Origin of the sequence: Sphingopyxis sp. P8 (assembly GCF_020622175.1) — a bacterium.
Classification (GTDB): Bacteria; Pseudomonadota; Alphaproteobacteria; order Sphingomonadales; family Sphingomonadaceae; genus Sphingopyxis; species Sphingopyxis jiangsuensis.
Genome location: NZ_JACNMK010000001.1, coordinates 1,137,965 through 1,160,623, shown reverse-complemented (window position 1 = coordinate 1,160,623; position 22,659 = coordinate 1,137,965). Strand labels below are relative to the sequence as shown.

Genomic DNA, 22,659 nt, shown 5'->3' with positions numbered 1-22,659 from the left:
CGTCAGGCCGCCCGCGGGATTCGATTGGGAGCGCTCTGGCCGGGCTGGTCGGGCCACAGGCCGCGCGTGTCATAGACGAACTTGTCCGCCCGCTCTTCGAGCGGGATCGACTTGAAAAGTTCGTGATCGACGAGCACGATCAGAAGGTCGCATTTTGCGAGCGCCGTGTCGAGGTCGACGAGCGTTGCACCCGTACCCGCGAATTCCATCGGCAGGCCGCGTGCATAGGGTTCGACGATCGCGATCTGTTCGCCGAAGCGGCGCGCGAGGGCGGCGGCGACCTCGACCGCGGGGCTTTCGCGAAAATCGTCGATGTTGGGCTTGAACGCGAGACCGAGGCAGGCGACCCGCGCCCGCGGGTGCTGCGTGATCAGCATTTCGGCGGCGCCGATGACGTGCGCGGTCTTGGCGAGATTGACCTCGCGCGCGGTGCGGATCAGGCGGCTCTGGTCCGGCGCACCGTGGACGAGGAACCAGGGATCGACCGCAATGCAGTGCCCGCCGACGCCGGGGCCGGGCTGGAGGATGTTGACGCGCGGGTGGCGGTTGGCGAGGCGGATGACCTCCCAAACATCGACGTCCAGCGCCTCGGCCATCATCGACAGCTCGTTGGCAAAGGCGATGTTGACGTCGCGATAGCTGTTTTCGACGAGTTTCACCATCTCGGCAGCGCGCGCCGTGGTGGTCACGCACGCGCCGCGCACAAACTGGCGATAGAATGTCATCGCGCGCCGCGCGCAGCGCGGGGTGATACCGCCGATACAGCGGTCATTGTCGACGAGTTCGACGAGGATACGGCCGGGCAGCACACGCTCGGGGCAGTAGGCGATGAAGATGTCGGCAGCGCCCGCGCAGGTCCCCGGCACCTTGAGGTCGGGGCGTAGCTCGGCGAGCAACGCCGCGACCGTCTCGGTCGTCCCGACGGGCGACGTCGATTCGAGGATGACGAGGTTGCCGGGAACGAGGACGGGCGCGATTGCGCGCGCTGCGGCCAATACGTGGCTGGTGTCGGGGCGATGCTCGTCGTCGTGGGGTGTCGGGACCGCGATCACGAAGGAGTCGGCGGCGGTCACCTTGGTCGATGCGGTCAGCACGCCGCGTGCAACGACGCCTTGGACCAACCCGTCGAGGTCGATTTCCTCGATATGCACTTTGCCGCTGTTCACCGTGTCGACGACCGCCTGGCTGACGTCGACCCCGGTCACGCGGCAGCCCGAGCGCGCGATCAGCGCGGCGGTCGGCAGCCCGATATAGCCGAGCCCGAGGACGCAGACGCTCTGTTCGGTATCAAAGGGCACGCGCGATGATCTCCGCAATTCGCGTTGCCGCCTTGCCGTCGCCGAAGGGATTGTGCGCGCGGGCCATGGCGGAATAGGCGGCATCATCGTCCAAAAGGCTGAAAATTTCGGAAACGATGCGGTCCTTGTCGGTGCCGACAAGCCGCGCGGTGCCCGCCACGATCCCCTCGGGGCGTTCGGTGGTTTCGCGCATCACCAGCACCGGCTTGCCGAGCGACGGCGCCTCTTCCTGCACCCCGCCGCTGTCGGTGAGCACAAGGTGGCTCATCGCGAGCAGGCGGACGAAGTGCGGATAATCGAGCGGATCGATGAGCGCGACGTTGTCGAGTCCGCCAAGGATCGGCTCCATCGCACTTCGGACATGCGGATTCGGGTGTACGGGGAAGATCACCGCGAGATCGGGGCGGGTGGCGATTGCGGCGATGGCGCCGGCGATTGCCTTCATACCCTCCCCGAAATTTTCGCGCCGGTGCGAGGTGACGGCGACAATCTGCTTGCCCGCGAAGCGCGCTGCCAGCGGGTCGAGGCCGGCGGCGAGTGCGGGTTCTTCCTCGATCCGAGCGCGCGTCGCCAGCAGCGCATCGATCACCGTGTTGCCGGTAACATGGATGCGCTCGGCCGGGATATTCTCCGCGCGCAGCGCGGCGGCCGCGGTCTCGGTCGGCGCGAAATGCATATCGGCGACGGCTCCGGCGACCTTGCGATTTACCTCTTCGGGCCAGGGTTGATAGATATCGCCACTGCGCAGCCCCGCTTCGATGTGGCTCACCGGGATCTTGCGAAAATAGGCGGCGATCGTTGCCGCCATCGTCGTCAGCGTGTCGCCGTGGACGAGGACGCGGTCGGGCTTTTCGTCATCGAATGTCTTGCCGAGGCTTGTGACAAGGCGAGCGAGCAGCGCGTCGAGCGTCTGGTCGGGAGTCATGACGTCAAGATCGACGTCTGGCGTAATGCGCGCTATGCCCAGCACCTGGTCGAGCATCTCGCGATGCTGCGCCGTTACGCAGACGCGCACGTCGATGCCCGACTGCCGATGCAAGGCGTGGACGACCGGGAACATCTTGATCGCTTCGGGACGGGTGCCGAACGCAATGGCTATCTTGTTGGTAACGCGACCTGTCGTTGGATGCGATTCCAAGGGCATAAACTAGTGGCCTTCTCAGGGAGTCTTCAAACCACCTTAGCGCAAAGCTCTTGCCGGTCGCTTAACTTGGCTCTAATCGCCGCGCCGTTCGCTACGGGATTCTCGGGCACCGGCCTGAAGCATGTTTCCCCGCACTGCATGGCATCCATCAAGGGGCGGATGGAATGTCTTTTTTGGTAAGATACTGAACAGCTTGTACAGGCCAATATGTCCTTTCTAGATTTCCTGAAGCGTCGGCCACGCGAGGACCGGGTGCTCGAAGCGCCGTCGCGGATTCCTTTCGGCCAGCGTGTCTACGCTATTGGCGACATTCACGGGCGCGACGACCTGTTCTGGCGGCTTCTGGAAAAAATCGAAGCCGACAATGCGGCACGCGAAAAGGCTTATACGACGCTGATCTTGCTGGGCGACCTGGTCGACCGCGGACCGGATTCGGCGGCAGTCGTGGAACGGGCGCTCTGCCTGGGACCACCGTTCGATATGGTCAGGTTGTTGATCGGCAATCACGAGGAATGTTTTCTGGCGGCGCTTTCGGGCGATCCGCGGCGCGTTCGTTATTTCATTCGCATTGGCGGCGACGCGACCATCAAGAGCTATTGGGGCGACGATGCTTCCTATTCGGCAGCGGATTTCGACGAGGTTGCAGCACGCCTTCCGAACCTCGTTCCGCAATCGCATGTCGATTTTCTTGGGCGCGGCGAAGACATGATCCAGATAGGTGACTACGTTTTCGTGCACGCGGGCGTGCGGCCTGGCGTACCGCTGGACCGGCAGCAAATCTCCGATCTGCGCTGGATTCGCGAGGAATTTATCGAGGGTCATCATGATCATGGCTTAACGGTCGTCTACGGCCATACCATTTCGGACACCGTCGACGAAGCGTGGGGGCGCATCGGGATCGATACCGGTGCCTATCTGACAGGTCGGCTGACTGCGCTAGGGCTGGAAGGTTGCGAACGGTGGATCCTCGATACCGCAGATTTGCAGGCGCAATAGCGCGCTTTCGAATTCGGATGGGCAATCGAAGCTTGGCTTCGCCGGTCCCACAGCATAGCAGTTACGGATAATGAATTTGGGATGGAAGTGCGTTGATGAAGCCTAAGACCAAGCCTGCGAGGTTCGAAGACATTTCCGCACGCCGCTCGATCTGGATATTGGGCGCTTTCGTCGCCATCATCGCGCTGATGGGCGGCGGATCGCGCTACGATATCGCATCGACCCCTCTTCTGCGCGCGTTTGCGACATTTTCCGCTTTCGCCGTGATCGCGCTCGCTCCGCTGCAGACCTGGCGCGCTATGCGCATTCCGTTTATATTGCTGGCGGCGCTGGCGATCTGGATGGGAATTCAGTTGATTCCCTTGGCCCCGGGGCTGTGGTCGGAGTTACCGCTGCGGGGCCAGATTTTCGCGATCGATCAGTTGCTGGGCATGCCCGACCGCTGGCGTCCAATCAGCATGGCGCCTTCGCTGACGGTCAACAGCCTTTTGTCCCTCACCGTCCCTTTCGCAGCATTGCTGGTCGCGGCGACGCTCCCGGCCGCTGAACGGGTCCGTCTATGGTGGGCAATTTGGGGCTTGGGCGTGGCTTCGGTCGTTTTCGGTCTGCTGCAGATCATGGGCGGGCCGCGCAGTATTTTCTATCTCTACCGCATCACAAACGACATGTCGCCAGTCGGTCTTTTCGCCAATCGCAATCACCATGCACTGATGCTGTCGCTGTCGATCCTAGCGGCCGGATGGCTGATTTCCAACGAAGTCCTGCGGCGGAAGCGCCGCCCGTTGCTGATCCCGGCGATGATTGGCAGCATCGTCGTATTTCTTTTGTTCACGCTGATTATCGGTTCGCGAATGGGGCTTGTAGGCGGCGCTGCCAGCGTCATCCTGGTTTATGTCGTCGTGCGCTGGTCCTACCGTTTCGAGCCCAAGCCGATCAATCAGATATCGGCTCGCCGGGGTGGCCGCGGCTCGCCGCCGGGCCGCGACAACCGCGCAAGGCGCATTTTCCGGACGCTTCTTCCCTTCGTACTTATCGCCGGCTTGGCGACGCTCTTCTATTTTTCGGGGCGCGAGAATGCGGTCGGCCGCCTGTTCGATGGCGACGGGGTAGAGGAAATTCGCGTCGCTACCTTCGGTACGATCACCGCCATGGTGAAACAACAATGGTTGTTCGGCACCGGTTTTGGCTCTTTCGCTCGCGTCTATCAGATCGTCGAGCCTGATTCAGCGCTTCGCGAAGCCTATCTCAACCAGGCTCACAACGACTGGCTTCAGCTGCTGATCGAAGGCGGTTTGCCGGCCGCCCTGATCTTTGTCGGGGGCGCCGTCTGGGTTGCGTATGGGCTCATCTCCGCCTGGCGTGGCCGCCCAGCGCCGATGCGCGGCGAATTGGCCGAAGTTGTGATGCTCGCAGCCGCGTTCGCCTTGCTCGTTACGAGTTCGGCGCTCGATTATCCGCTCCGCGTACCGTCGATCATGATGACTGCGGCGCTCCTGATCGTCATTCTGGTTCGTTGCCGCGACGAACTATTCAATTCCAACCCTCAAGCTAAAGCGGCTTTCGTCACCTGATGTTTCGGCCTATGGGCGAACAAATTTTTCGAAAATTCTAGGCTTATGGATGTATAATATGCCTCGCTTGCGTCACCTTTTCGCTTATGCGCTGCTCACGCTGGCGGGATGTTCCGGCAAACAACCAGTGGCGACAGTTCCCGCCAGCGGCGTGACCCTTCTTGAGGCGCTTCCGCAGCCGACAAGCGGAGACGCGCGGCAGGCAACCCGCCAATCATATGTCGGTTCATTTACCGAGCTGACGGTCGATGTTTATGGCGTGTCTGATCTTCAACGCGACATATTGACCGACGGTGAAGGCAAGTTTTCTTTTCCCCTGGTGGGAACATTGGAAGGGGCGGGCAAGTCCCCGACCCAGCTGGCCGCTGAGATCGAAGACCGGCTTCGCGGACGATTTGTGCGCGATCCTCAGGTAACGGTGAATTTCAAGGCAACCTCGGCGGCGACGCATTTGCTTTCGCAGGCCGTTACCGTCGATGGCCAGGTGCAGCGTCCCGGCCAGTATCCGTTGGTCGGCCGCGCGACGCTGATGCGCGCGGTTTCGCTGGCGGGGGGGCTGACGGAACTGGCAAAGCGCGACGAGGTGCTCGTGTTCCGCAAGGTCGACAACCGCCAGTATGTCGGCATCTATAACTTGGAAGCGATCAGGCGAGGCAACTATGCGGACCCGGAAATTTTTCCGAATGATGTCGTGATCGTGGGCGATTCGCCGCAGCGCCGTCTTTTCGAAGACATCATCAAGGCCGCGACATTGCTGAGTACTCCGCTCATCGTCCTGACCAATCTGACCAACAACAATTGATCGAGCGATCGCATTTTCTGAACGGATGATATTGCAGATGGATACCGTAAATACCGGGCGCTCGATTGCGAGGCTGGAGGCGCCGGCGGGACAGGGCGAAATGGCTGCACCCTATCAAGGCGGGTTCCTCGACATGCATATGGTCGAAAAGGCCTTTGTCGCGCTGCTGAACCACAAGGCCTGGGTGATCGGCAGCATTCTCGCCTGCCTGTCCATCGGGCTCGTCGTCACCTTTTTGATGACACCCCTGTATACGAGCACTTCGCGGATCGAAATTTCGCCGCAGGCTCCGGTGGAAACCGACGTGAAGGGCGCGCGCGAAAAGACGATCTCGAACGAGATCGCCTTTTTCAATACGCAGTACAGCCTCCTGGAATCGCGGTCACTCGCGGCCCGCACGGTCCGTGCGGGCAATTTGCTCAACGACAAGGAATTCCTCGCGCACTATGACTTGACGGGCGGCGAGGAAGGCACGCCCAACAGCGCGCAGCGCACGCGGATGGCCGAGCGCGCAGAAAAAATATTGCTCGATGCCGTAAGCATTGAACCTGTGCGCCAATCGAGCCTAGTCGACGTCTCCTTCGCAACGCCGTCGCCAGCTTTGTCGGCTAAGCTCACCAATCTTTGGGTTCAGCAGTTCGTCGCCGCAAATCTCGACCGTCGTTTCGCGGCGACCAGCGATGCAAGGCGCTTTCTCGAACAGCGTATCTCCTCGCTTCGCCGCAACCTCGAGGATTCCGAGCGCGAGTTGATAACCTATGCCGCAAACAACGATATCATCACGCTGGAAAGCCGCGGCGATCCTGCGAGCGGCCGGTCCGTTGGCGACCGGACCCTTATTGCCGCCGACGTGGAGAAGATCAGCACCGCGCTTTCGAATGCGCGCGATGCACGAATCGCCGCCGAAAGCCAGTTGAGCAGCTCGGTTTCGTCGGCCGACTCATCCAGCAACGCGTCGGTCAGCGCGCTTCGTCAAAGGCGAGCTGAGCTGACTGCGGAGCTGGCGCGTCTGACGACCACCTTTGGCGAGGAATATCCCGAGGTTCTGGCCAAGAGGCAACAGCTTGCCGCCCTTAGCCAGTCAGTGGTTACCGAGACGCAACGTTCGCGCGCGCTCAATCAGGAGAGCTATGCAAGTGCGTTGAAGCGGGAAAGGGAGTTGCAGTCCGAACTGGATCGTCTCACCGGAAAATATCGCGACCAGCAGCGCCGGTCGATCGAATATGCCATTCTCCAGCGCGAAGTAGATACCAACCGACAACTCTATGACGGCCTGTTGCAGCGGTATAAGGAAATCGGCGCCGCGGGGGTGGGAACCAACAATATCGCGGTCGTCGATATGGCGGCTCCGTCACAGGTTCCCTCCAGCCCTAAGCTGATCCTGAATATCGTGTTAGCGCTGATCGCGGGATTCGGGATCGCTGCAGCGATTGTCTTCATGTTCGAGCAGCTCGATCAATCGATTCGCGATCCGAGCGAGGTTAGCGATCGCTTCGGGCTTCCGCTGCTCGGATCGATCCCCCAGGTGGATTCCGAAGAGTTCGAAACACTGCTGCTCGACAAAAAGTCGATGGTCTACGAAGCCTATTTCACGGCCCAGACCAATTTGACCTTTCTGACAAGTCACGGCGCGCCGCGCAGCTTCATGCTGACCTCGACGCGGCCCGCCGAAGGCAAGAGCAGCTCGGCATTGAGCCTTGCGAGCGTTTTCAGCCAGACGGAAAAAAGGGTCATCCTGATCGACGCCGATATTCGCAGTCCGTCGCTGAACGAGCTGCTCGATATCAAGAATGGCGCCGGGCTGAGCAATTATTTGACCGGTTTCGACAATGTCGGCGAGCTGATCGCCAAGTCGCCCGAATTCGGCTTCGACTATATGCTGGCAGGGCCGATGCCGCCGAACGCGGCAGAATTGTTCAGCTCGTCGCGCCTCGGTGAATTGATCGAGTTGCTCCTGCGCGACTATGACCATGTCATCCTCGATGCTCCGCCGGTTCTTGGACTGGCCGATGCGTCCTTGCTCGCGCGACCGGTCGAGGGCGTCATTTTCACGATCGATGCTTCGAGCAGCAGTTCGAGGGCCATCAAGTCGGCGCTCAATCGCCTTCGGCAGACCGATGCACACATCTTTGGCGCGCTGGTGACAAAGGTTGGTCGGCGAAACGAGATCTACGGTTATGGCTACGGTTATGGCTACGGCTATGGTTATGGTTATGGCGCGGACAAGAACCGCAACAGCGACGATTGAATTTAGCGAATGACGCGGCGCGGCGATGATGTATGAAAAAGTCGGTTAAGTCCTCTCTGTTGATCGTATCCGGTCTGCTGGCGGCAGGTGTCGTCTGGGCCCAATCGGCCGTTATCGTTAATCAACGACGCGCGCCGGCGAAGGCCGCCATGATCGGCATTCCCCCGCAAGGGTGGGTTAAGGCATCGCTGAGCCGTGCCTTGCTGGGCGCGCGGCTGATCAAGGATCCGAAATCGGTCCCGCAGTCATTGGAGCGTCGCATGGCGCAAGATGCTTTCGCGGCAGAGCCGCTTGCCACTTCGGCCTTGCCGGTGCTGGTCCAGTCGCTTGCAGCTGACGGCAAGAAACGCCAGTCGCGACGGCTGTTGACTCTGGCCGGAGAACTCACCCGCCGCGATAACCTGGTCAATGCCATGCTGATCGACGAGGAGTTGAAACGCGAGCGGCCCGAACGGGCGGTCCGGCTTTTGGCGCGCGCCATGTCGGTCGATTACGATGCACGATACTTCTATGTCGAACGCATGGCGACCGCGACAGCGAGCTCGGGAGCGATGGCTGTCCTTGCACCAATGCTTGGCCAAAATCCCAATTGGAGCGCAGATTATTGGGCAGCGGTGCTGCGAATTCCGGCGGTCATTCCGCAGGCGGGGCGGATACGCCTGCGCATTGCCGGCCCACCCTGGAACTTGAAAGAGCCTACTCAGACGGACTTCGATCTGGTTGCTGAACTTGCTGGCCGCAATGAGCCGGCTCTTGCCTATGACGTCGCCCGCGCGCTCGGGATGCAAGCGCCGCGGGGCGGCGAGTTGTTGGCGGGTTCGCGGTTCGATCGCGAGCCGCATTTCAGACCCTTTGAATGGGATTTGCTCCAGACCGGTGATATCGGAACGACGATCGAACCGAAGAGTCGCACCCTTTCGATTTCGAGCCTTCCGGGCGCGTCGGGCATCGCCGCCCGCCAGCTTGTGTTCGTTCCATCGGCAGGACCCTATCGCTTGCGATGGAAGTTGTCGGGACTAAACAACAGCCTGGGCGCGACGTTGAAATTTCGGCTGACCTGCGTCGAATCGGGAAAGGCCCGTACCCCGGTGGCTGTCGTTGCGCTGAAGGACGGGGCAGGCAGCGCAATCGTCGCGATCGCAAACTCGGCCTGCAAGTGGTATTCGGTCATGCTCGAGCTCGATGCGGTCGACACTGCGACCGGCACGGACATCGCTATCCAGCAACTCAGCCTACGTCGCGATTCCGGGGGTGCGGGCAACGCGTCGGCCGCGAACGCCGGAAACTGACATTCCCCAGCGGAGATTTGCATGCGCCGTAAAGTTTTCGTGACCGGTACCGCCGGCTTCATAGGGTTTCATCTGGCCAAATTATTGCTTGCCGAGGGTTTTGAAGTCGCTGGCTTTGACGGGATGACCGACTATTATGACGTCGATCTCAAACGTCGACGCCATCAGATACTGCTCCAGAATCAGCATTTCAGTGCCGTCGAGGCGATGCTGGAAGATCGCGAACGGGTCGATCTGACGGTCGACGAATTCCGCCCGGACGTCATCGTGCACCTCGCCGCGCAAGCCGGTGTCCGCTACTCTCTCGAAAACCCGCACGCTTATTTGTCGGCGAATGTCATCGGCACGTTCAACATCATGGAAGCCGCGCGTCGCAACCATGTCAGTCACTTGCTGATGGCTTCTACATCGTCGGTCTATGGTGCGAACGAGGACATGCCCTTTCATGAAAATGAAAAAGCCGACACCCAGCTGACCATATATGCGGCGACCAAGAAGGCCACGGAATCGATGGCGCACGCCCATGCGCACCTGTGGAACGTGCCAACGACGATGTTCCGCTTTTTTACCGTATACGGCCCATGGGGCCGCCCCGACATGGCACTCTATAAATTCGTTGATGCCATCCTCGATAACCGGCCGATCGACCTCTACAACGGCGGGGACATGTACCGCGACTTCACCTATGTCGAGGATCTGGTGCGCGGCATCCGCCTCCTCATCGATGCGGTTCCGGAACGCCCTGCATCGGCGACAGAGATCGCGGAAGGGGACAGCCTGTCGCCGGTCGCGCCTTTCCGCATCGTCAACATCGGTAACAACGACAAAGTCAAGCTGCTCGATTTCGTCGCGGCGATCGAAACATCGCTCGGCAAGAAGGCCCGCCGAAACCTGATGCCGATGCAGATGGGCGATGTTCCTGCCACCTGGGCCGACGCCAGCCTGCTCGAACGACTGACCGGCTACCGCCCGCAGACCGACTTCCGTGACGGGGTCGAGAAATTTGTCACCTGGTACAGGGATTATTTCCGCAAATGATTTCCGATCAGATCGCACCGCTGCCCGATTTCGATACGGCTGCCATCGCCGTCATCGGCCTCGGTTATGTGGGCTTGCCGCTTGCGGTCGAATTCGGCCGCGTTCGGGCGGTTGTCGGCTTCGATATCAATAGCGACCGTATCGCAGCGCTCCGGATGGGGCGTGACGATACAATGGAGACGACGTCGGACGAACTCGCCGCCGCCGCGCATCTCAATTTTTCGGACAATACGTCCGATCTTGAGCAAGCTCGTATCTATATCGTGACGGTGCCGACGCCGATTGATGCGCATAAACGCCCCGATCTGTCGCCGCTTGTGAAGGCGTCGGAGACGGTTGGCCGCGTGCTCAAACGCGGCGACATCGTAATTTATGAAAGCACCGTCTATCCAGGCTGTACCGAGGAAGATTGCGTACCGATCCTCGAACGAGTGAGCGGCCTTAAGTTCAACCGGGATTTTTTTGTCGGCTACAGCCCCGAACGGATTAATCCGGGCGACAAGGAGCACCGCCTCCCGACCATCCGGAAGGTGACGAGCGGTTCGACGGTTGAGGCCGCCGAATGGGTCGATCGCCTTTATGCTGAGATCATCACCGCTGGAACCTTCTGCGCCGAAAGTATCAAGGTCGCCGAAGCGGCAAAGGTGATCGAAAATACGCAGCGCGACCTGAACATCGCGCTGATGAACGAGCTGTCAATCATCTTCGGCCGGCTCGGCATCGACACGCACAGTGTGCTGGAAGCCGCAGGAACCAAGTGGAATTTCCTGAAATTTACGCCGGGACTAGTCGGAGGGCACTGTATCGGCGTCGACCCCTATTATCTGACGCACAAGGCGCAGGCGGTCGGCTATCACCCGCAAGTCATCCTGGCCGGGCGCCGCGTCAACGACGGCATGGGCGGGTATATTGCCGGCCAGGTCATCCGGTTGATGATCAGACGAGGCCTTCCTGTCCAGAGCGCGCGCATCCTCGTGCTGGGGCTGGCATTCAAGGAAAATTGCCCAGATATCCGCAATACGCGAGTCATCGACCTGATCAGCGAGTTTCGGGACTATGGTGCGCAAATCGACGTATATGATCCATGGGTCGACGCAGACGAAGCCCGCCACGAATATGGAATCGAGATTCTCGACGCCCCGCAGGGCGGTTATGATGCGGTCATCCTGGCGGTGTCGCATCGTGAGTTTGTCGATGCGGGCGCGCAGGCCTTGCGCAAGTTCGGCAATGCATCGTCGGTGCTGGTCGACATCAAGGGGACGCTGGGCTTCGACGAGAGCGATTTGCGCATCTAATTTGTAAACCGGGGCAGGGGAACCGATGCAACTGCGCAGTCTCATCCAACTAACCGCGAGCGTGGGCGCCATCGGTTTGCTCGATCGGATTGTGGCGGTCGGCCTTGGTATCATCTTCGCGCGATGGCTCGGACCGAATGAGTTCGGGACCTATGCTTTTGTCGTCACCGCTATTGCGCTCTTATGCATTCCGGCAAAGCTCGGCATCCCCGAATTGCTCACTCGCGATATTGCTGCCTCGCGCGGCAGCGCCGAGCCGCTCGCGCTTGGGCGTTCGATACTGAAGGGGTTTGCGGTCGTGGGCGCGGCCTCGTTCGCCATCGTGGCCGTCGGCCAGCTGGTTCTTCAGTTCACCGCCGATACGCCGATTAGCCGGCTTATGAAAATCGGCCTTTGGATGGTCATTCCATCCGCCTTTTTCGAGGTTGTGGCAGGAATCATACGCGGCCTTGGCCGGACCATTGCCTTTCAGCTCTATGGTTCGGTGCTATTGTCAGGGGCGACCCTCGTGATCGGCGCATCGGCAATGCTGCTGCTTGATCTTTATACGGCAAGAATCGCGATCGAGACGCGTTTTGCGGCATTTACGCTATTGCTCATGGTCTGCTGCGTTCACCTTGTGCTGATCCTGCGTCGTTTACAGCCCGTCGCTGGCGGTCGCGTTCTGGGAACAGGGGTTATAATGTCCACGGGCTCACGCTTCATGTTCAACTCGGTGATCAACATGGCACTGATGCGTGTCGATCTCCTGCTTCTCGGCATCCTTGCGACCGAAGAGGCCGTGGGGCTTTATCGCGTCGCGGCGGAGGGTGGGCTTCTGGTCGCCTTCGGCTATACTGCGGTGACGACGGTTCTGGCTCCCGAATATGCGCGGATCCATTCGGTCGGAGACCGTGAAAGGCTTCAGAAAACCGTGCGTCACGCAACCTGGCTCATCTTGCTGATCGGGGGGTTGATCGCGCTTCCGCTCATTTTCGGATCGCATCTCTTCATTGCGGTCGTTTTCGGCGAATCCTATGTTCCGGCCAGCCTTGCACTTTCGATCATCGCGGCGGGGTACTTGGTCTCGTTCCTGTTTGGCGACCCCGTCTATATTCTGAATATGACCGGGCATCATGACAGGGTGACATTGCTCGTTGCGATCAGCCTCGCCTTGTCCCTGTTGCTGTGCCTGATCCTGATCCCGCCCTTGGGTGGAACCGGGGCGGCTATCGCCGCATCGGTCGCGCTGATTTGTTATCGCTATCTGGCTTGCCGCGCGGTTTTCCAGAGATTGGGTGTGAATTGTGCGATCTTTGGCAAACTGACGACCTTAGGCACGGCGCCTGACCGTGTGGCGTGATCCGGCGGCACGCAACGAGCATACTGCCGTGGCGAGTGAGGCGCGATCCCGAAATTACACATTCCCTAGATTGGACTGAAATTGACCAATGCCCTCCACAGTTTTCGATCGTCGAGCCAGGGGCTGACGAAAGTGTCGCGGTTCGTGACCAACCGGCAACTGCACAAGCTGGCGCGCGAGCATCATGCCGCCGGTTACCCGCAGTTGGCGATCTTTTCGCACGATCACATCGGACATATTATCAACATCGAAGGCCGGTACGAAGATGATTATTTGCGCACAGCATTTGGGTGGCTCGGCCGCTTCCTGACGGATATGGATCAGCTGGTGGCGCTCGATATCGGGGCAAACATCGGCAATCATTCGGTGTTCTTCTCAAGATATTTCCACGCCGTGCATTCGTTCGAGCCCAATCCACGCACGTTCGAGCTTCTGAGGTTCAATGCGGCTCAGACCATAAATGTGACGCCGCACCGACTGGGCCTCTCCGATGCCGAAGTCTTCGGGACGCTACGCGAAAATCCAACCAACATGGGTGGGACATTCATCGAGGTCGCCGCGCAGGGCGTCGTTCCCGCTGTCGATGCAGGCATATCACTGGCGACGCTGGACCGGTTCGCGGCCGACCACGCGCTTGGCCGCATTGGCTTTATCAAAATCGATACCGAAGGATTCGAGGCGCGTGTCCTTCGCGGCGCGCGTTCGGTTATCGCTGCGCATAGACCCGTCATCATGTTCGAACTATCGCCCAGCGATTTCGGGCCGGATGGTTCGGATGTGGTCAACCTTCTTTCCGATGCGGGTTATGATTTCGTCTCGGTTGAAAGAAACTTCGATTTTGGTGAATCGAGGTTCGGCCGCTACACAGGTTTCCTGCTGCGAACCCTTTTCGGAGAGCGGCTCGACGTGCGGCCGATCGGAAAGTTCGCGCCCGCCTTTTACCAGATGATCGTCGCTGTGCACCGCGATCTAGGTGTGGTCTGAGAAATGTCGGATCCCGGCGCCGCTCCGCTTTTCACCATTTTTACCCCGACGCACAATCGGGCCCATACCTTGCTGCGCTTGTATGAAAGCATCGCCGCGCAGGAGTTTCGGGACTTTGAATGGGTGATCGTCGACGACGGGTCGACCGATAACACCCGCGAATTGGTCGCGCGATGGATCGACGAAACGGATTTTCCGATCCGGTATTTTCATCAATCGCACGGGCACAAAAAAACAGCCTATAATTACGGCATTCGCGAGGCTCGTGGCGAGTTGTTCCTATGCTGGGACAGCGATGACGCCGCGCTCCCGCACGCGCTGCGTCTGTTTCGCGATGAGTGGCTGGCGATCCCTGAGGCCGACCGCGGCGCCTTTGTCGGCATCACCGGCCTTTGCTGCTATGAGGATGGCAAAATTTTCGGCGATACCTATCCGCAGAGTCCCTATGACAGCAATCCGGTCGAATCGACGCTGTGCGACCGCATCCGGGGCGATAAGTCTGGTTTCCAACGCGTCGATATTCTGCGTCGACATCCTTTCCCGGAATTTATCGAAGGCCTTGTTCCTGAAGGGGTTGTGTGGAACGCGATCGCCCGAGAATACAAGACGCGGTACATTAATGAACCGGTGTTGATCTATCACGTCGAACAGGATTCGATCATCAACAGCACAAACACGCTTGCCAAGATTCGAAGCATGGCGGTCGGGCGTGGTTACTTCGCCGCCGAGTTTCTCACGCATGACTGGCGTTGGCTTTTCCGGGCGCCGGTCGAGGTGCTCAAGATCGCGGCCAATCACACGCGCTATGCCTGGCACATGGGGCGAAGCGGAAGAAAAGGCGGCTTTCCGCCCCAAAGCATAGGAGGCTGTTTGTTGAAGCTGCTTGCTTGGCCTGTGGGATTTCTTGCGTTTCTCTATGACGAAAGACGGTTGCCGCGAGCATGATGTCTTTTTGTGACTTCTTCCAACAATCTGTCCCACTGACCCAGAATTCTGTCGAGTGAATAGGTTTCCGTCACGTCGCGCGCACGCTCCCCAAGCGCACGCCGCCCGTTGCCGTCGGTCATTAGGCTCTGGAGCGCCTCCAGAAGTCGAGCGGACTGGTTGTCGTCCGAAAGCAGCAGAAGGCGCTGGCGGTCGTGGCTGAGCTCGGCCGGGCCGGTCGGAATGTCGAACGCCACCGACGCGACACCATGGGCCATGGCTTCGAGCAGACTGTTGGGAAATCCCTCGGTGCTCGACGACAGAAGATAAATATCGGCGCGCTCGTACCAGGCGCCGAGATTTCCGGCAAAGCCCGGAAGAAATATTCGGTCGTCCAATCCCTTTTCGGCGACTGAGGTCTGCAGTCCGGCGCGGCGCGGCCCGTCGCCTAGCATTACGAGAACCCAATTGGGAAACCGGTTCGCCAGCACGGCAAAGGCGTCAATCGCAAGCTCTGGTCGTTTTACAGTATCCACCCGACCCACCCAGAGCAGAACGCGCGCCGCGTCATTAACGAGCGACGATGGCGGTACAGCGGGTTCGGTGTCGATCATCGGTAGAAGGATCGGGTTCGCTATGATGGCGGTTTCCGTCCAGGGCGCGCGGCGGCGCATCCAGGCTGCCATGAGCTGTGTCTGTGCAACCAGCGCCGCGGCGAAGGGATATGTAAGTCGACGTAGCAAGCGATAGGAAAGCGGCAGGGGAGGCGAAAGAAGTGGCGGGTATGTGCGCTCGCAGGCGACCACCGGCACGCCGGTTCCGAGCGCGGATATCAGGGCGGCGACATTGACGTGCGACAGAAATGAAACGATGACATCGGGTCTGATGCTCCTTATGAGCCGCCGCAACGTCATAAGTCGTGCCAACCGTCCCGCGGTAGGCGCGCAATGATCAGAGAGAAAATCCAGATGAACCGACTCTGACAATGGATAGACGCAATTTCCGCGCGCCGAAAAGGTCGGCATGAGCTTGACATCGTGACCGCGCGCAGCCCACGCATTTGCGAGCAGCGCGGCAACCCGTTCTGCTCCACCTCCCTGCATTGAAGATACCAGAAATAATATTTTCATTTCAATGTTTTGACCTTTGAATGATTAGTGGTAGTCTAATATGAACAATCGGCAGAATTATCAAGAGTCTCTTCCAAAAGACTATCGATCATACATTGTTCCTATTGTATTATCTGTTATCATTTCTTTGATGCCGTGGCCTGATATTATCATGTCAGGTACGCGTGGTATATTGCAAGACAGAGAAGTCTATATCCAAAAGATCATCTACAAGGATAATCTTTTGGATTATTTTTACTTCGATAGCTACCTAGACTATTTCACTTCCGAATATTCCTGGTGGTTTCTGATGAAACTCCTGGAGGATGATCTGCTTCCGGTAACGTACGATACCGTTTTTCAAATTATATCGACCGTATTTTTGGCGACGGCTGCGCTTATCGTCTACAGGCGTGGTGGACTGCTTCCGCTTATTTTTCTTGCAAACCCCCTCATCTTCGAGCTCGCTTATTCGCAGCTGCGGTCGGGGTTGGCGATCAGTATTCTCTATCTCGTCTATCTCTTCTTGCGGCGATCGACCTATATTGCCGTCGCCCTATGCCTGTTTGCAGCCACGATCCATACGACGATGATCATTTTCCTCGCGATTTATGTCCTTTGCCTGATGACCGACAGCGAAGGCGGGCGTTTGTCGCGCTGGCCTTTGGGGCTACGCCTCGCGCTGATACTGGGCGCAGGGGTTGTCATGGGGCTGGTGATCGGACCGCTTCGTGAGGTCCTGCTGACACTGATCGGCGACCGGCGAGCCGAATATCTGGACCTGTCGAGCAGCCCCCTCTATCTTAGCTTCTGGGTCGGCCTCTTGGGACTTTTCCTGATCGACTATCGCGACACCTTTCGCTCGATCGAGGGCCGGTTTTCGCTGTTCATCCTTTCGCTCGTAACGGTGAACGTCTTTACCGGCGGCTATTCGCTTCGCTTCTTGGCGCTCGGTTATCCTTTCGTCATTTCGACGGTGTTGATCGCCAAGCCGTCGGTGAAGATGTTCGCGATTCCGGCGATGTCGATCTACACGATCGCGCAGTGGATATATTATTTCTCCACAATTTCAGGATGACGCCGCATGTCGGGACATGTGCTTCACATCATCACGGGACTCGGGACCGGCGGGGCCGAACGATCGCTTTTCAATCTGGTGACCTCGAACCTCGACAACCGGTTCACGCATGATGTCGTGTCGCTGGCTGGCATGGGGCACTACGGCCCTATCTTGCTGGAACGGGGCATATCGGTCGAGGCGTTCGGCATGAAGGGGGCGGTCGGGCTTCCCGCAGCGCTGTTCGGGGTGCGTCGGGTTGTTCGACGGACACGCCCCGACATTGTCCAGGGATGGATGCCGCACGGCAACGTGATCGCGTCAATGGCAGCTTCGATGGCGGGCCGGCGGGTTGGCCTCGCGTGGAACGTCCGTCAATCGCTTTACGACCTGCGCGCCGAGAAGCGCGCGACGCGATGGATGATCCGCGGTCTAAAAGCCAAGTCCGCGCGACCGGATGCGATTATCTATAATAGCAACCAGGCCCGTGCGCATCATGAAGCCATGGGCTTCTCCGCGCGCCGCGGTATCGTCATTCCGAACGGCTTCGACACCGAGCGATGGAAACCTGATGCGCGGTGCCGGGCGGCGCTGCGGACGAAATTGGGCATTGGCGATGATGTGCCGCTCGCGGGTTTTGTTGGTCGCTTTCACGCGCTTAAGGACGTCCCGACCTTCATGGCAGCCTGCGCGATCGCGATGGTGGAAAACCCGCAGTTGCATGTGGTCATGATCGGTGATGGTCTGACCCGCAACACGATTGCGCTGCAACCGCATTTCGCCGATCTGCCGGCACAGCGATTCTTTGCCCTGGGCCCGAGGGACGACATCGAGGCGATATTGCCCGGCATGGATTTCTTCTGCCTGTCGTCTGTGAGCGAGGCATTTCCAAACGTGATCGGCGAAGCGATGGCGAGTGGCCTGCCATGCGTGGCGACCGATGTAGGGGATTGTGCAAGGCTTCTCGATGGCAACGGGCGAATTGTACCGCGCGGCGACGCCGCGGAAATGGCCGTGGCGATAACCGATCTGGCGCGGATGAGTGTTGCGCGCCGCGCTGAAATCGGCAAAGCGGCGCGAGCGCGGATCGAGGCTAGCTACAGTCTCCGGGCTACCGTTGCTGCCTATATGCAACTCTATGATTCAATGATGAAAAGAGAAGTCTAATGTGTGGTTTTGCAGGGTTTCTCGATCGGGCGGGATTTGCCGACGGCGAAGCCGTGCTGCGCCGGATGGCCGATACGCTCGTGCATCGTGGGCCGGATAGCGACGGCTATTGGGTCGATGGAGAGGCTGGGATCGCGCTGGCGCATCGCAGGCTGGCGATTATGGACCTGTCCCCTGCCGGACATCAGCCGATGGCAAGCCACGACGGCCGATTTGTCCTGAGCTACAACGGCGAAATCTATAATCACCTCGATCTGCGGCGCGAACTCGAAGCGAACGGCCAAATCGGATGGCGGGGCCATTCGGATACCGAAACGCTGCTTCAGGGCTTTTCGGCTTGGGGCGTGCCGGGGACGCTCGATCGCGTGAACGGCATGTTCGCACTGGCACTCTGGGACAAGGGGGAGCGAAAGCTGTTCTTGGCACGCGACCGGATGGGCGAAAAGCCGCTTTATTACGGCCTGCAGGGCAATACATTGCTCTTCGGGTCGGAACTCAAGGCGCTTCGCCAGCATCCGGCGTGGCGTGCAGGCGTGAACCGCGACGCGCTGGCGTTGTTTCTGCGCCACAATTATGTCCCCGGACCCGGCTCGATCTTCGAAGGCATTCAGAAGCTACCACCTGCGCATTATCTTGAGATCGGCGTCAACGATGTGGCACTTCCTGCATCTGTCGCCTACTGGGACATCGCAGCGAAAGCGAAAGCGGGGCGCGACACCCCCTTTTCGGGATCGGCCCAGGAATCGGTCGACGCTCTCGAGACACTGCTGCTCGATGCGGTCGGGATTCGGATGGCGGCCGACGTTCCGCTCGGGGCTTTCTTGTCCGGCGGCTATGATTCCAGCACAATCGTCGCGCTGATGCAGCATCGATCGGCGCGCCCGGTCAAAACCTTCTCGATCGGCTTTTCCGAAGCCGAATATGACGAGGCGCATCATGCAAAGCGGGTCGCGACGCACCTCGGTACCGACCACACCGAACTCTATGTCACACCGCAGGATGCGCTCGATCAGATCCCGATCCTGCCGCATCACTGGGACGAACCCTTCGCTGATTCCTCGCAAATTCCGACGCTATTGGTCAGCCGCCTTGCTCGATCGGAAGTGACCGTCAGCCTGTCGGGCGACGGCGGCGACGAACTGTTCTGCGGATACACCCGTTACGCCCAAGGCTATGATATCTGGCGTCGTCTCGGCAGGATGCCGCGCGGTGCCCGCACGCTGGCCGCGGCTATGCTTCGCATGACGCCCGCGAACCTTATCGACGGGGCGATGAAGTTTGCACCCGAACGGCTTCGTAAGATGGCGGTTGGCGATCGGATGCTCAAGCTTGCCGATGTGCTGAACGTCGAGCGTGCTGACGATTTCTACCGCTCGCTGGTGTCACATGCCAAGAACCCGTCAGCGCTCGTGCCTGGCGCGCACGAGCCGGTGACGATCTTGACCGAGTCCGATCCGGACTGGCCCACGGACGGCGATTTCCGGGATCGGATGATGTATCTCGATATGCGCAGCTACCTGCCCGACGATATATTGGTGAAGGTTGATCGGGCCAGCATGGCCGTCAGTCTGGAATCGCGCGTGCCGTTGCTCGACCACCGCGTCGTCGAATTCGCGCTCGCGCTTCCGCTGTCGTACAAGCTCCGCGGCGACGAGGCGAAATGGCCGCTGCGTCAACTTCTTTATCGGTACGTACCGCGCGAGATGATGGAGCGACCCAAGATGGGTTTCGGCGTGCCGATCGAGCATTGGCTCCGCGGGCCGCTTCGGTCGTGGGCGGATGATCTGCTCGCACCCGACCGTTTGCGGCGCGACGGCTATTTCGATGCCGAAGCCGTCGCCCGGCTGTGGTCCGACACACGCAGCGGTCGTCGGCGACTGCACTATCACGTTTGGGACGTGCTGATGTTCCAGGCTTGGCTTGACGCTCAAGCAACGAGGTGAGGCGGGGGCGGCGAGGCGTTCTCGGCCGCCGCTATCAGGGTCGGTGGCCGCGCATTTCGCTGTGTCGATAAATCTCAAGATGCCGTGCAGTGACTTCGCGAACATCGAAATGGGTTTCGGCGTGCCGCCGTGCCGCTTTGCCCATGGCAATACAGAGATTGCGATCGAGGATCAGTTTGTCGATCGCGTCGGCCAGCGCCGCACCATTCTTCGCCGGACATAAAATCCCGGTGACCCCGTCGACGATTGCGTCACGGCAACCGGGAACATCGCTTGTAACCGACGCGCGGCCGGCCGCGGAGGCGTCGATGATCGTCTTTGGAAATCCCTCACGGTAGGACGGCAGGGCGACAATATGGAGCGCCGCGAGCGCTGTCGAGATATCGTGCGTATGCGGCTGCCATTCGATGGCGCCATCGGCGACCCAGGATTCGATTTCTTTTGACGTTACGGACGAGGGATTGGTCGGATCGGGATCGCCGATCAGCAGGAAGCGAGCATCGCGGCCACGTTCGCGAAGCTGTCGTGCGGCGTCGACGAACTCATAGACTCCCTTGTCGCGGAGCAGGCGGGCGGGGAGGCCGACGGCGGTCGTCGCGCCGACCGGGTGTGGCCGCATCACGATCGCGCCCAAGTCGACGCCTGAGCCGCCGATCATGTAAACGGTGGCCCTGTCGAGGCGGGCGAATTCGACCATCTTTGCGTCATCGCGATTCTGGAAGATGAAACTGGCATTCCGGCGATTGAGGCCGATGCTCATAAAGCGGTTGATGAGGCGTCGCAGCACGGCTTTCGATCCGCGCGCGGCACCGGTGTAGACATACCCGAGCCCCGAGACCGCGCCGACGATCGGGACGCGTAATAATTTCGACGCGAATCCGGCATGTAATATACATTTGAGCGCTATGGCGTGAATTATCGTGGGAGCTGCTGCACGGGCAATCCTGACGGCGCCGAGAAAGGTCCGAACCTCGCCTATGATGGACGTGCCGCCGCGGTCGATTTTCCATTCGACCCATCGCGCGCCGCTCGCCTGGATCGTATCGGTGGCCGGCGAAGTCGGACAGGCGACCACGACGTCATAGCCGCCGGCGATTGCGCCCTCGACCAGGTTGAGCCGGTGCGACACGAAAAAGGGCGCATCGCCGACAAAGAAGAGAATCCTTTTGTTCGGCATGATGATCAATCAGACTTGGTCGGACGCGGTTATGCGATCACCGCCACCGCGTCCGAGCGCAGTTGCCACGATGATGCGAAGATCGAGCAGCAACGATCGCAACTTCTTGTACCGATAGTCGCTGCGCGCGAGCGCGATTGGCCTACTCATGTCGATCTCGCGGATCTGCGCATAGCCGGTTATCCCCGGCTTTAGTGCGTAAACCCCAAGCGCTTCGCGCGCCTGCATAAGTTCGGTCTGCGAGTACAGGCAGGGACGGGGCCCCACAAGGGTCATATTCCCGCGCAGCAAATTTATCGCCTGGGGTAGTTCATCCAACTTGGTCCGGCGGAGAAACGCGCCAATCCTGGTTACGGCGCTGGAGCTGACCTCGTGCGTTCCGGCGGCCACAGTATCGCGCTTCATTGTCCGGAACTTATAGAGGGTGAACGGAATCTGCGCGGCGCCGACACGTTGCTGCGCGAAGATTGCTGGCCCCGGACTGTCGAGCCGGATCGCGATCCAGATCACAGCAAAAACTGGTAAGAATAGCAGTAGGATGCCCAACCCGACACCAAGGTCCATTGAGCGTGAAATGGCGCGGTAGGCGCGCGAGCGTGATAGGTCGTCGGTCAATATTCCAGGTGGAGGAAGGGAATGGGGTTCGCCAAGCGCATAATCGACGAGGCTTTGCGCCGAAGTCGCGGGCTTCAGCATTCTTAACAGAGCAAATATCATACCACCAACCGCAGGGCCGAAGCGGGAGAGAAAGGCGAGCCTTTCGCCGAAGTATCCGCGGTCATGAAAATAACCGATGTGAACATTGTCGAGACGGTCGCCGATAATATCGTGAATAGCGCGCTTTCCTATAGCCTTACTGACCGCATAGGGCGATTCTTCAAAGTCGTCGAGCGCGAGGATAGAGGAAATATTGAGGAAACGACGCCCGTTCATGCGCGAGAATTCGCGTGCGATCTGCGATGCGAAATCCACATTCACCGCCGAGAAATCGGCCAGCGTCCCGGGCGCGTCATTGTTGCGCACGGCCAGATGAATCAGCGTATCGCAGCCGGGCAGGCGCTTAAGATCGCCATAGTCCGCGACTGCCACGGAACCAGTTTGGTTGGCGAACAGGCGGCGCAGCGTGTCCGAGTTGCGTCCGACCGCGAGCAACGTGCGCCCGTTCCGCGCTAACAGGGGAACCAGATGCCGGCCTATTTTCCCGGAAGCGCCGGTGACGATGAAATCATAAGGACGTGAAGTGTCGACGATCATCACACGGGTTCAAACGGTTCC

18 protein-coding genes are annotated in these 22,659 nt (G+C 59.6%); 13 read left to right on the top strand and 5 right to left on the bottom strand.

Going from position 1 to position 22,659, the window contains the following annotated elements; translation table 11 throughout:
- Positions 1-2: 2 nt before the first annotated feature.
- Positions 3-1,298 carry a UDP-N-acetyl-D-mannosamine dehydrogenase gene (gene wecC / locus H7692_RS05590; RefSeq protein ID WP_227339889.1) on the bottom strand — a complete coding sequence of 432 codons (1,296 nt, stop codon included), beginning with the start codon at positions 1,296-1,298 and terminating at the stop codon, positions 3-5.
- Entirely contained in the window at positions 1,288-2,358 is a 1,071-nt protein-coding gene (gene wecB, locus H7692_RS05585; protein ID WP_261312203.1) for a non-hydrolyzing UDP-N-acetylglucosamine 2-epimerase, read from the bottom strand. Before wecB ends, wecC begins: the two co-directional genes overlap by 11 nt.
- A gap of 291 nt (positions 2,359-2,649) precedes the next feature.
- On the opposite strand from wecB, the gene H7692_RS05580 reads away from it, so the two are divergent.
- From H7692_RS05580 to H7692_RS05535, 10 genes are all read left to right on the top strand, one after another.
- A complete protein-coding gene (locus H7692_RS05580; RefSeq protein ID WP_201926619.1) occupies positions 2,650-3,438 on the top strand; it encodes a metallophosphoesterase family protein in 789 nt (262 codons plus the stop codon).
- 95 nt (positions 3,439-3,533) lie between these two features.
- Positions 3,534-5,009, top strand: coding sequence for an O-antigen ligase family protein (locus tag H7692_RS05575; RefSeq protein WP_201926618.1), 1,476 nt, complete (start codon positions 3,534-3,536; stop codon positions 5,007-5,009).
- 67 nt (positions 5,010-5,076) lie between these two features.
- Entirely contained in the window at positions 5,077-5,811 is a 735-nt protein-coding gene (locus tag H7692_RS05570) for a polysaccharide biosynthesis/export family protein (RefSeq protein ID WP_227339887.1), read from the top strand.
- A 100-nt stretch (positions 5,812-5,911) separates the two neighbouring features.
- Positions 5,912-8,059, top strand: coding sequence for a GumC family protein (locus H7692_RS05565; RefSeq protein ID WP_201926616.1), 2,148 nt, complete (start codon positions 5,912-5,914; stop codon positions 8,057-8,059).
- A gap of 32 nt (positions 8,060-8,091) precedes the next feature.
- On the top strand, positions 8,092-9,348 hold the full coding sequence (locus H7692_RS05560) for a hypothetical protein (protein ID WP_201926614.1): 1,257 nt from the start codon (positions 8,092-8,094) through the stop codon (positions 9,346-9,348).
- Positions 9,349-9,369: 21 nt separating this feature from the next.
- Positions 9,370-10,386, top strand: coding sequence for a GDP-mannose 4,6-dehydratase (locus H7692_RS05555; RefSeq protein ID WP_201926611.1), 1,017 nt, complete (start codon positions 9,370-9,372; stop codon positions 10,384-10,386).
- A complete protein-coding gene (tviB, locus tag H7692_RS05550; RefSeq protein ID WP_201926609.1) occupies positions 10,383-11,681 on the top strand; it encodes a Vi polysaccharide biosynthesis UDP-N-acetylglucosamine C-6 dehydrogenase TviB in 1,299 nt (432 codons plus the stop codon). Before H7692_RS05555 ends, tviB begins: the two co-directional genes overlap by 4 nt.
- Positions 11,682-11,706: 25 nt before the next feature.
- Positions 11,707-13,023 carry an oligosaccharide flippase family protein gene (locus H7692_RS05545; protein ID WP_227339886.1) on the top strand — a complete coding sequence of 439 codons (1,317 nt, stop codon included), beginning with the start codon at positions 11,707-11,709 and terminating at the stop codon, positions 13,021-13,023.
- Positions 13,024-13,104: 81 nt separating this feature from the next.
- Entirely contained in the window at positions 13,105-14,007 is a 903-nt protein-coding gene (locus tag H7692_RS05540; RefSeq protein ID WP_222135683.1) for an FkbM family methyltransferase, read from the top strand.
- Between the two features lie 3 nt (positions 14,008-14,010).
- Positions 14,011-14,952, top strand: coding sequence for a glycosyltransferase family A protein (locus H7692_RS05535; RefSeq protein ID WP_227339885.1), 942 nt, complete (start codon positions 14,011-14,013; stop codon positions 14,950-14,952).
- Here H7692_RS05535 and H7692_RS05530 read toward each other — a convergent pair.
- The gene (locus tag H7692_RS05530) at positions 14,922-16,061 is read right to left on the bottom strand and encodes a glycosyltransferase (protein ID WP_201926601.1); all 1,140 of its coding nucleotides are present in this window, start codon (positions 16,059-16,061) and stop codon (positions 14,922-14,924) included. The two genes, H7692_RS05535 and H7692_RS05530, sit on opposite strands and share 31 nt — an antisense overlap.
- A 151-nt stretch (positions 16,062-16,212) precedes the next feature.
- Between H7692_RS05530 and H7692_RS05525 the strand changes: the two genes are divergently transcribed.
- The 3 genes from H7692_RS05525 to asnB are packed head-to-tail and all read left to right on the top strand — an operon-like array spanning position 16,213 to position 20,207.
- Complete coding sequence (locus H7692_RS05525; protein WP_201926599.1) at positions 16,213-17,118, top strand: EpsG family protein; 906 nt, start codon at positions 16,213-16,215, stop codon at positions 17,116-17,118.
- Between the two features lie 6 nt (positions 17,119-17,124).
- Positions 17,125-18,264 carry a glycosyltransferase gene (locus tag H7692_RS05520; RefSeq protein ID WP_201926597.1) on the top strand — a complete coding sequence of 380 codons (1,140 nt, stop codon included), beginning with the start codon at positions 17,125-17,127 and terminating at the stop codon, positions 18,262-18,264.
- Positions 18,264-20,207 (top strand): asparagine synthase (glutamine-hydrolyzing), encoded by a 1,944-nt coding sequence (asnB, locus tag H7692_RS05515; RefSeq protein ID WP_201926595.1) that lies wholly within the window; start codon positions 18,264-18,266, stop codon positions 20,205-20,207. The genes H7692_RS05520 and asnB overlap by 1 nt, the downstream gene beginning before the upstream one ends.
- 34 nt (positions 20,208-20,241) lie before the next feature.
- On the opposite strand, the gene H7692_RS05510 is transcribed toward asnB, so the two are convergent.
- Positions 20,242-21,384: a glycosyltransferase family 4 protein gene (locus H7692_RS05510; RefSeq protein ID WP_201926593.1), complete on the bottom strand. Its 1,143-nt coding sequence runs from the start codon at positions 21,382-21,384 to the stop codon at positions 20,242-20,244.
- A gap of 9 nt (positions 21,385-21,393) precedes the next feature.
- Positions 21,394-22,638 (bottom strand): sugar transferase, encoded by a 1,245-nt coding sequence (locus H7692_RS05505; RefSeq protein ID WP_227339884.1) that lies wholly within the window; start codon positions 22,636-22,638, stop codon positions 21,394-21,396.
- Positions 22,639-22,659: the final 21 nt, after the last annotated feature.

Bases quoted from the DNA above. Each gene is read 5' to 3' on its own strand.
- wecB (WP_261312203.1), bottom strand. From the start codon at position 2,358: ATGTTCCCGGTCGTCCACGCCTTGCATCGGCAGTCGGGCATCGACGTG.
- H7692_RS05580 (WP_201926619.1), top strand. From the start codon at position 2,650: ATGTCCTTTCTAGATTTCCTGAAGCGTCGGCCACGCGAGGACCGGGTG.
- H7692_RS05575 (WP_201926618.1), top strand. From the start codon at position 3,534: ATGAAGCCTAAGACCAAGCCTGCGAGGTTCGAAGACATTTCCGCACGC.
- H7692_RS05565 (WP_201926616.1), top strand. From the start codon at position 5,912: ATGGCTGCACCCTATCAAGGCGGGTTCCTCGACATGCATATGGTCGAA.
- H7692_RS05560 (WP_201926614.1), top strand. From the start codon at position 8,092: ATGAAAAAGTCGGTTAAGTCCTCTCTGTTGATCGTATCCGGTCTGCTG.
- H7692_RS05555 (WP_201926611.1), top strand. From the start codon at position 9,370: ATGCGCCGTAAAGTTTTCGTGACCGGTACCGCCGGCTTCATAGGGTTT.
- tviB (WP_201926609.1), top strand. From the start codon at position 10,383: ATGATTTCCGATCAGATCGCACCGCTGCCCGATTTCGATACGGCTGCC.
- H7692_RS05545 (WP_227339886.1), top strand. From the start codon at position 11,707: ATGCAACTGCGCAGTCTCATCCAACTAACCGCGAGCGTGGGCGCCATC.
- H7692_RS05535 (WP_227339885.1), top strand. From the start codon at position 14,011: ATGTCGGATCCCGGCGCCGCTCCGCTTTTCACCATTTTTACCCCGACG.
- H7692_RS05530 (WP_201926601.1), bottom strand. From the start codon at position 16,061: ATGAAAATATTATTTCTGGTATCTTCAATGCAGGGAGGTGGAGCAGAA.
- H7692_RS05525 (WP_201926599.1), top strand. From the start codon at position 16,213: ATGTCAGGTACGCGTGGTATATTGCAAGACAGAGAAGTCTATATCCAA.
- H7692_RS05520 (WP_201926597.1), top strand. From the start codon at position 17,125: ATGTCGGGACATGTGCTTCACATCATCACGGGACTCGGGACCGGCGGG.
- asnB (WP_201926595.1), top strand. From the start codon at position 18,264: ATGTGTGGTTTTGCAGGGTTTCTCGATCGGGCGGGATTTGCCGACGGC.
- H7692_RS05510 (WP_201926593.1), bottom strand. From the start codon at position 21,384: ATGCCGAACAAAAGGATTCTCTTCTTTGTCGGCGATGCGCCCTTTTTC.
- H7692_RS05505 (WP_227339884.1), bottom strand. From the start codon at position 22,638: ATGATCGTCGACACTTCACGTCCTTATGATTTCATCGTCACCGGCGCT.